We start from the raw sequence: 7046 nt of genomic DNA, 5'->3' as shown, positions 1-7046 counted from the left end.
GCCGGTCGCGCTCACCGAGGGCTTCCAGCGCGCGCTGCTCGGCGCGGCGGTCTTCATCGTCGCCGCCGCCGTGATCGCCCTGCGGGCCACCAACACCAAGGGCGAAGTCCCCGCGGACGCCGAGGACGCGCCACCCGAGACCGACGCCTCACAGGCCGCGACAGCGGACGCCACGGAGACCAACACCGCCGGAGCGAACACCGACGTGATCGAAACCGCTTAGAGGCTCCTCCCCATCGCCCGTCCGTCCGGCGCGTCCACGTCCTTGAGGGGACGCGGGCGCGGCGGACGGACAGGCGGCGGTGCGGAGGGTCAGGCGCCGTGGGAGTCGTGCCAGTCCCACCACTGGTAGGGCGGGGTCTGGGGATGTCCCTCGGGCGAGTCCTCCCAGGTCTCCTGGCGGCCGAGGGCGGTGATGTCGAGGTAGGCCCACGTGCCGCCCATGGCCTCGTCGCCCCGGCCGTTGACGAAGTAGGTGCGGTAGACCGTGTCACCGTCGCGGATGAACGCGTTGGTGCCGTGCCACTCGTCCACTCCGTGGTCGGCGTCGAAGCCGTCGGTGATGGTGTACCAGGGCATCGTCCAGCCCATCCGGGCCTTCATGCGCTCGATCTCCGGCTGGGGCCCGCGGGACGCGAACACGAGCGTCGTGTCGCGGGCGTTCAGGTGGGCCGTGTGCGCCACCTGGTCGGCGACCATCGAGCAGCCCTTGCAGGGCCGGTGCGGCCAGTCGCCCACGCCGGGCTCGAAGAACGCGCGGTAGACGATCAGCTGCCGACGGCCCTCGAAGAGGTCGAGCAGTCCGGCCTCGCCGTCCGGGCCGTCGAACACGTATGGGTCGTCCACGCGCAGCCACGGCATGCGGCGGCGCTGGGCGGCGAGCGCGTCGCGGGCCCGGGTGAGCTCCTTCTCCTGGACGAGCATGCGCTCGCGCGCGGCCTCCCACTCCTCGCGGGAGACGACGGGTGCGGTGTTCATGAGTACTCCTACTGGTCGAGATGGTCCCGCAGGGCGGCCAGCGGGCCGTCCCAGTCACGGGCGAGGGCGGCCAGGTACTGCTGTGCCACCTGCATGGGCGCGGAACGGAGGCGGTACCGGACGCGGCGGCGCTCGCCCGGTTCGGCCGTCACCAGCCCGGCGTCGGCGAGCAGCGCGAGGTGCTTGGCGACGGCCTGCCGGGTGATGGGCAGGCGCGCGGCGAGGTCGGTCGCGGTGGCCGGACCGCCCGCGGCCAGCTCCGCCAGGAGGGCGCGGCGCGTCGGGTCGGCCAGCGAGGTGAACACCAGCTCGGCGACCGCCTCCGCGTCGGACGGCGCGCCGCGCCCGGGCGGGCCGTCCGATGGTGCTGCGTCAGGCCGCATCGAGGAACGTGGCGAGGTTCTCGAACTGCGCCTTCCACCCGTCGGTGTTGCCGCCGAACGCCTTGGCGTGCTCGGCCTCCGGGAGCTGCGCGAAGCCGGTCTCCACGACGGTCAGCCGCGTCCCGCCGCCGGACGGTTCGAGGGTGAACTCGACGTAGGTGCGGCGCGGGTCGTCGTCCGGCAGGCCGTAGACCTGCCAGGTGAACCCGAACACGCGCGGCTCCTCGACGCGTTCGACCCGCATGCGCTGCTCCATGCCGTTGCCGAACTTCATCCACCCCGCGCCGCCGGGCTCCAGCTCCAGGCCGGCGGCCTCGGCGAACCAGGCGGCCAGCCCCTCGGCCGTGGTGAGCGCGCCCCACACCCTGGCGGGCGGGTGCGCGAGGTCGATGCTGCGCTCGATCCGATCCGGAAACCCCATGACGCCTCCTAGTTGCAACCCAACGGTTGCAACCGTATGGCAACCCAAAGGTTGCGTCAATATCGGGATGCCATACGGCCGGGCTGCTGCCGCCCTCACCCACCGCCAGGACACTCGGCCACAAACCCCAGGAAACTCGTCCATAACGGCTGTTAACCTGCCTGAATGGAGATCACGACGCTGGCCGAACGGCCGGAACTGGAGCAGGCGCTGCCGGAGCTCAGCGCGGAATGGCCGGGCTTCACCGGATACGACCCGGTCACGCAGACCCGCTGGGCCGACATCCCCCGGCTGTTCCCGGAGTTCGTGATCGTCGCGACCGAGGGCGGCAGCCTCGTCGCGCGGGGCTTCAGCGTCCCGTTCCAGTCCCGCGGCCCGCTTCCCGGCACCGGCTGGGACCAGGTGATGATCTGGGCCTTCCGGGACCGCACCGCCGGAACCCGGGCCGACACGGTCAGCGCCATCGAGATCACCATCCGCGGCGACCGCCGCGGCACCGGCCTTTCGGGCACGATGCTCGCCGCGATGCGCGACAACGCCAAGGCGCGCGGGTTCGGCGAGCTGGTCGCCCCCGTCCGCCCGAACGCCAAGCACCTGGAACCGAAGACCCCGATGGCCGAGTACGCCCACCGCACCCGCGAGGACGGCCTGCCGCACGACCCCTGGCTCCGCGTCCACGTCCGCGCGGGCGGGGTCATCGACTCGATCGCGCCCGCCTCCATGGTGATCGCCGGCTCCCTGGCCCAGTGGCGCGAGTGGACGGGCCTCCCCTTCGACGTCCCCGGCCCGGTAGAGGTCCCCCAGGCGCTGGTCCCGGTGACCTGCTCCCTCGAACACGACCACGCCGTCTACGTCGAACCCAACGTCTGGATCCGCCACACCCTCTGACCAGCCGCAATATGCGAATGGTCCGCCGCGAGGGGCGGCGGACCATTCGGAGGGCTCAGAGGCGGGTGGTTATGGCCTTGGCGTAGCGGTCGGCGGATTCGGGGGCGGCTTCCAGGAAGAGGGAGGGCTCGGTGAGTTCGAGTTCCATCAGGACCGGGGTGCCGTCGGGGCCGGTGACCATGTCCACGCGGGCGTAGAGCAGGTCGGGGTTGCCGGGGACGGCGGCCAGCGTCCGCTCCGCGAGGGACAGCTGCGCGTCGGTCGGGGTGGTCCTCGTGATGGCGCCGCGGCCGTCCTCGCCGGTCACCAGGCCCTCGATGCCCGCGCCGGCGCGCAGGATCGGGGCCTTGCGGGCGGCGTGGGCGAACTCGCCGTCGCAGAACAGCAGGGCGGTCTCTCCCTCGGTGTCCACGGCGGGCAGGAACGGCTGGACCATCGCCGGAGTGCCGCGCAGGGACTCCAGGTGGGCGCGGGCCTGGTCGTCCTCGGCGCCGCGCTTCCAGCGGGCGGTGTCGCGGGAGCCCGCCGAGACGGCGGGCTTGATGACGAACTCGTCCCAGTCGGGCAGGTCGTCCGGGTCCCAGAGGGTCGGGACGGTCGGGACGCCGGCCGCGGCGAGGTCGCGCAGGTAGCGCTTGTCGGTGTTCCAGCGCAGCACCGGGGCCGGGTTCGCGACGCGGGGCAGCGCGTCGGCCCAGGTCAGGAACTCCTCGGGACGGTCGGTGTAGTCCCAGGTGGAGCGGATGACCGTCAGGTCGTAGGACGACCAGTCGGCGGACGGGTCGTCCCAGACGACCGGGTCGGCGGTGACGCCGAGGGGGGCGAGCGACGCGCGCAGCAGCGCGGCCTCGTGGCCGCCGTCCGGGATCGCGGCGAACGTGGCGAGGGCTACCTTCAACGGACGGGGAGTCCTTCCTGGCGCAGGGCGGCCTTCACGTCGGGGATCGTGAGGTCGCCGAAGTGGAACACCGACGCGGCGAGGACCGCGTCGGCCCCGGCGGCGACGGCGGGGGCGAAGTCGCCCACCGCGCCCGCGCCGCCGGACGCGATGACCGGCACCGACACCTCGGCCCGGACGGCCCGCAGCATCTCCAGGTCGAAGCCGGTCTTGGTGCCGTCGGCGTCCATCGAGTTCAGCAGGATCTCCCCGACGCCCAGCTCCTCGGCGCGGCGGGCCCACTCGACGGCGTCGATGCCGGTGCCGCGGCGTCCGCCGTGCGTGGTCACCTCGAAGCCGGACGGGGTGCCCTCGGCGCGGCGGGCGTCCACCGACAGCACGACGCACTGGGATCCGAACCGGTGCGCGGCCTCGCGCAGGAACTCGGGACGGGCGATCGCGGCGGTGTTGACCGACACCTTGTCCGCGCCCGCGCGCAGCAGCCGGTCCACGTCCTCGACGCTGCGGACGCCGCCGCCGACGGTGAGCGGGATGAACACCTGCTCGGCCGTGCGCCGCACCACGTCGTAGGTGGTGGAGCGGTCGGCGGACGAGGCGGTGATGTCGAGGAAGGTCAGCTCGTCGGCGCCCTCGGCGTCGTAGCGGGCGGCCAGCTCGACCGGGTCGCCCGCGTCGCGCAGGTTCTGGAAGTTGACGCCCTTGACGACCCGCCCGGCGTCCACGTCCAGGCAGGGGATCACTCGCACGGCGACGGTCACGATGCCCCCCGGTACGCGTCGATCTCGATCTCGACCAGCTGCCGCGGGTCGATCAGTCCGGCGACGACCAGCATGCTCGCGGCGGGCCGGACGTCGCGGAAGAACTCGGCGTGGGCGCGGCCGGCATCGTCGGAGTAGGCGGCGTCGGTGACGTACATCCGGGTGCGGACGACGTGCTCGCGGCCGAGGCCGAGGCGCTCCAGCGACCACAGCGCGATCTCGATCGCGGTGCGGGTCTGCTGGTAGGGGTCGCCGGGGTGGACGACCTCGCCGTCCACGGTGGAGGTGCACCCGGAGACGAAGGCGAAGTCCCCGGCGAGGACGGCCCGGGAGTAGCCGATCTCGTCCTCCCAGGGGCCGCCGGAGGTGATGCGCTCGATCAACGCACGGCCTCCAGCGCCTCTTCCAGGGTGAACGCGCCCGCGTAGAGCGCCTTGCCGACGATCGCGCCCTCGACGCCCTTCTCCACCAGGCCGGACAGGGCGCGCAGGTCGTCGAGGGAGGAGACGCCGCCGGAGGCGATGACCGGCTTGTCGGTGCGGGAGCAGACCTCGCGGAGCAGGTCGGTGTTCGGGCCGCGCAGCGTGCCGTCCTTGGTGACGTCGGTGAGGACGTAGCGGGGGCAGCCGTCGTCCTCCAGCCGGGCCAGCACCTCCCACAGGTCGCCGCCCTCGCGGGTCCAGCCGCGCGCGGCGAGCGTGGTGCCGCGCACGTCCAGGCCGACGGCGATCTTGTCACCGTGCTCAGCGATGATCTTGCGGCACCAGGCCGGGTCCTCCAGCGCGGCGGTGCCGATGTTGACCCGCGTGCAGCCGGTCGCGAGGGCCGCCGCCAGGGAGGCGTCGTCGCGGATGCCGCCGGACAGCTCGACCTTCACGTCCAGCCGGCCGGTGACCTCGGCGAGCAGCTCCCGGTTGGAGCCGCGGCCGAACGCGGCGTCGAGGTCGACCAGGTGGATCCACTCCGCGCCCGCCTCCTGCCAGGCGAGGGCGGCCTCCAGCGGCGCGCCGTAGGAGGTCTCGGTGCCCGCCTCGCCCTGCACCAGGCGCACGGCCTGGCCGTCGGCGACGTCAACGGCGGGAAGCAGCGTGAGTGACATGGGGTCCTTACCCGGGATGCCGGAAATGAGTGGGAAGAGAAGGGGAGGTCAGTCGACCGTGGCGAGCCAGTTCTCCAGGAGCCGCGCTCCGGCGTCGCCGGACTTCTCCGGATGGAACTGGGTGGCGCACAGCGGGCCGTTCTCGACGGCGGCGACGAAGCGGTCGCCGTGCTCGGCCCAGGTGACCAGCGGCGGCTTGATGTTGCCGGACGGGTCGGACTCCAGCTCCCACCTGCGCACCCCGTAGGAGTGCACGAAGTAGAAGCGCGTGTCGGCGGGAAGCCCCGCGAACAGCCGCGAGCCGGACGGGACGTCCACGGTGTTCCACCCCATGTGCGGCAGGACGGGCGCCGACAGCCGCTCGACCGTGCCGGGCCACTCGTCGCAGCCGTCGGTGGTGACGCCGTGCTCGACGCCCCGCGCGAACAGGATCTGCATGCCGACGCAGATGCCGAGGACCGGCCGGCCGCCCGCGAGCCGCCGCCCGATGATCCGCTCGCCCTTGATCTTCAGCAGCCCGGCCATGCACGCCTCGAACGCCCCGACGCCCGGGACGACCAGGCCGTCGGCGTCCAGCGCGGCGTCGAAGTCGGAGGTGACGGTGACGTCCACGCCGTGCCGGGCGATCGCGCGCTCGGCCGAGCGCAGGTTCCCCGACCCGTAGTCGAGGACGACGATCGACTTGCCCATGCCTACAGGGCTCCCTTGGTGGACGGGATGCCGTGCACCTTCGGGTCGAACGCGACCGCGTCCCGCAGCGCCCGCGCCAGCGCCTTGAACTGCGCCTCCACGATGTGGTGGGCGTTGCGCCCGTACGGCACGTGGACGTGCAGGCAGACGCCCGCGTTGGCGACGAACGACTCCAGGATGTGCCGGGTCATCGTGGTGTCGTACTCCGGCCCGATCATCGGGGCCATGCCCTCGGGCTCGCTGTGCACCAGGTACGGACGGCCCGCGATGTCGACGGTGACCTGGGCGAGCGCCTCGTCCAGCGGCACCGAGGCGTTGGCGAACCGGCGGATGCCCGCCTTGTCGCCGAGCGCCTGCCGGAACGCGGCGCCGAGCGCGATCGCGGTGTCCTCGATCGTGTGGTGGCTGTCGATGTACAGGTCGCCGGTCGTCTTGACGGTCAGGTCGAACGAGCCGTGCTTGCCGAGCTGGGCCAGCATGTGGTCGTAGAAGCCGACGCCGGTCGCGATGTCGACGACGCCGGTACCGTCGAGGTCGACCTCGACCAGGACCTCGGTCTCCTTGGTCCCCCGCGAGACCCTGCCCGTGCGGCTCACTTGCTCTCCTCGATCGCGGTCCTGAGTGCGTTCCTGAACGCGTCCATCTCCTCGGGGGCGCCGACGCTGACCCGCAGCCACTCGGGCGGTCCCACCTCCCGGATCAGGACGCCCCTGTCGAGCATCCCCTGCCACACCCCGCGGCGGTCGGGGAACGTCCCGAACAGGACGAAGTTGGCGTCGGAGTCGGCGACGCGCAGGCCCTCGCCGCGCAGCCACGCCACGGTCGCGTCGCGCTCGCGGCGCAGCGCGTCCACCGAGCCGAGCAGCTCGCCCGCGTGGGCGAGCGCGGTGCGGGCGACGGCCTGCGTGACGGCCGACAGGTGGTACGGCAG

At 72.8% G+C, this 7046-nt stretch carries 12 protein-coding genes; 2 read left to right on the top strand and 10 right to left on the bottom strand.

The window, feature by feature from the left end; translation table 11 throughout:
• On the top strand, positions 1 to 223 hold a 223-nt coding region (locus tag AB0J52_RS21330), incomplete at its 5' end, for a hypothetical protein (RefSeq protein ID WP_500183452.1).
• An 89-nt stretch (positions 224 to 312) separates the two neighbouring features.
• On the opposite strand, the gene AB0J52_RS21325 is transcribed toward AB0J52_RS21330, so the two are convergent.
• From AB0J52_RS21325 to AB0J52_RS21315, 3 genes are read right to left on the bottom strand one after another with little or no spacing between them, the layout of a single operon-like run.
• The gene (locus AB0J52_RS21325; protein ID WP_500183450.1) at positions 313 to 978 is read right to left on the bottom strand and encodes a DUF899 domain-containing protein; all 666 of its coding nucleotides are present in this window, start codon (positions 976 to 978) and stop codon (positions 313 to 315) included.
• A gap of 8 nt (positions 979 to 986) precedes the next feature.
• Complete coding sequence (locus AB0J52_RS21320; RefSeq protein ID WP_500183449.1) at positions 987 to 1361, bottom strand: ArsR/SmtB family transcription factor; 375 nt, start codon at positions 1359 to 1361, stop codon at positions 987 to 989.
• Positions 1351 to 1782, bottom strand: a complete 432-nt coding sequence (locus tag AB0J52_RS21315) for an SRPBCC domain-containing protein (RefSeq protein ID WP_500183448.1) — start codon at positions 1780 to 1782, stop codon at positions 1351 to 1353. Before AB0J52_RS21315 ends, AB0J52_RS21320 begins: the two co-directional genes overlap by 11 nt.
• A gap of 165 nt (positions 1783 to 1947) precedes the next feature.
• Here AB0J52_RS21315 and AB0J52_RS21310 point away from each other — a divergent pair, with 165 nt between their 5' ends.
• Positions 1948 to 2670, top strand: coding sequence for an N-acetyltransferase (locus AB0J52_RS21310; RefSeq protein WP_500183446.1), 723 nt, complete (start codon positions 1948 to 1950; stop codon positions 2668 to 2670).
• A 55-nt stretch (positions 2671 to 2725) separates the two neighbouring features.
• Here AB0J52_RS21310 and AB0J52_RS21305 read toward each other — a convergent pair whose 3' ends face one another.
• From AB0J52_RS21305 to AB0J52_RS21275, 7 genes are all read right to left on the bottom strand, one after another.
• Positions 2726 to 3568 (bottom strand): ATP-grasp domain-containing protein, encoded by an 843-nt coding sequence (locus tag AB0J52_RS21305; protein WP_500183444.1) that lies wholly within the window; start codon positions 3566 to 3568, stop codon positions 2726 to 2728.
• On the bottom strand, positions 3565 to 4326 hold the full coding sequence (gene hisF / locus AB0J52_RS21300) for an imidazole glycerol phosphate synthase subunit HisF (protein ID WP_500183442.1): 762 nt from the start codon (positions 4324 to 4326) through the stop codon (positions 3565 to 3567). The genes AB0J52_RS21305 and hisF overlap by 4 nt, the downstream gene beginning before the upstream one ends.
• On the bottom strand, positions 4323 to 4709 hold the full coding sequence (locus tag AB0J52_RS21295) for a RidA family protein (RefSeq protein WP_500183440.1): 387 nt from the start codon (positions 4707 to 4709) through the stop codon (positions 4323 to 4325). Before AB0J52_RS21295 ends, hisF begins: the two co-directional genes overlap by 4 nt.
• On the bottom strand, positions 4706 to 5425 hold the full coding sequence (priA, locus tag AB0J52_RS21290; protein ID WP_500183437.1) for a bifunctional 1-(5-phosphoribosyl)-5-((5-phosphoribosylamino)methylideneamino)imidazole-4-carboxamide isomerase/phosphoribosylanthranilate isomerase PriA: 720 nt from the start codon (positions 5423 to 5425) through the stop codon (positions 4706 to 4708). The genes AB0J52_RS21295 and priA overlap by 4 nt, the downstream gene beginning before the upstream one ends.
• Before the next feature lie 48 nt (positions 5426 to 5473).
• Positions 5474 to 6115 (bottom strand): imidazole glycerol phosphate synthase subunit HisH, encoded by a 642-nt coding sequence (gene hisH / locus AB0J52_RS21285; protein WP_500183434.1) that lies wholly within the window; start codon positions 6113 to 6115, stop codon positions 5474 to 5476.
• 2 nt (positions 6116 to 6117) lie between these two features.
• Positions 6118 to 6711: an imidazoleglycerol-phosphate dehydratase HisB gene (gene hisB, locus AB0J52_RS21280; RefSeq protein WP_500183433.1), complete on the bottom strand. Its 594-nt coding sequence runs from the start codon at positions 6709 to 6711 to the stop codon at positions 6118 to 6120.
• Positions 6708 to 7046: aminotransferase class I/II-fold pyridoxal phosphate-dependent enzyme (locus AB0J52_RS21275; protein WP_500183431.1), on the bottom strand; the 339-nt coding region annotated here is incomplete at its 5' end. The genes AB0J52_RS21275 and hisB, both read right to left, overlap by 4 nt.

The organism is Spirillospora sp. NPDC049652 (genome assembly GCF_040675125.1).
Taxonomy (GTDB): domain Bacteria; phylum Actinomycetota; class Actinomycetes; order Streptosporangiales; family Streptosporangiaceae; genus Spirillospora.
This window is presented reverse-complemented; position numbering and strand designations above follow the sequence as displayed.

What these genes read in the sequence shown, in the direction of transcription:
- AB0J52_RS21325 (WP_500183450.1), bottom strand. Translation starts at nt 978, where the DNA reads ATGAACACCGCACCCGTCGTCTCCCGCGAGGAGTGGGAGGCCGCGCGC.
- AB0J52_RS21320 (WP_500183449.1), bottom strand. Translation starts at nt 1,361, where the DNA reads ATGCGGCCTGACGCAGCACCATCGGACGGCCCGCCCGGGCGCGGCGCG.
- AB0J52_RS21315 (WP_500183448.1), bottom strand. Translation starts at nt 1,782, where the DNA reads ATGGGGTTTCCGGATCGGATCGAGCGCAGCATCGACCTCGCGCACCCG.
- AB0J52_RS21310 (WP_500183446.1), top strand. Translation starts at nt 1,948, where the DNA reads ATGGAGATCACGACGCTGGCCGAACGGCCGGAACTGGAGCAGGCGCTG.
- priA (WP_500183437.1), bottom strand. Translation starts at nt 5,425, where the DNA reads ATGTCACTCACGCTGCTTCCCGCCGTTGACGTCGCCGACGGCCAGGCC.
- hisH (WP_500183434.1), bottom strand. Translation starts at nt 6,115, where the DNA reads ATGGGCAAGTCGATCGTCGTCCTCGACTACGGGTCGGGGAACCTGCGC.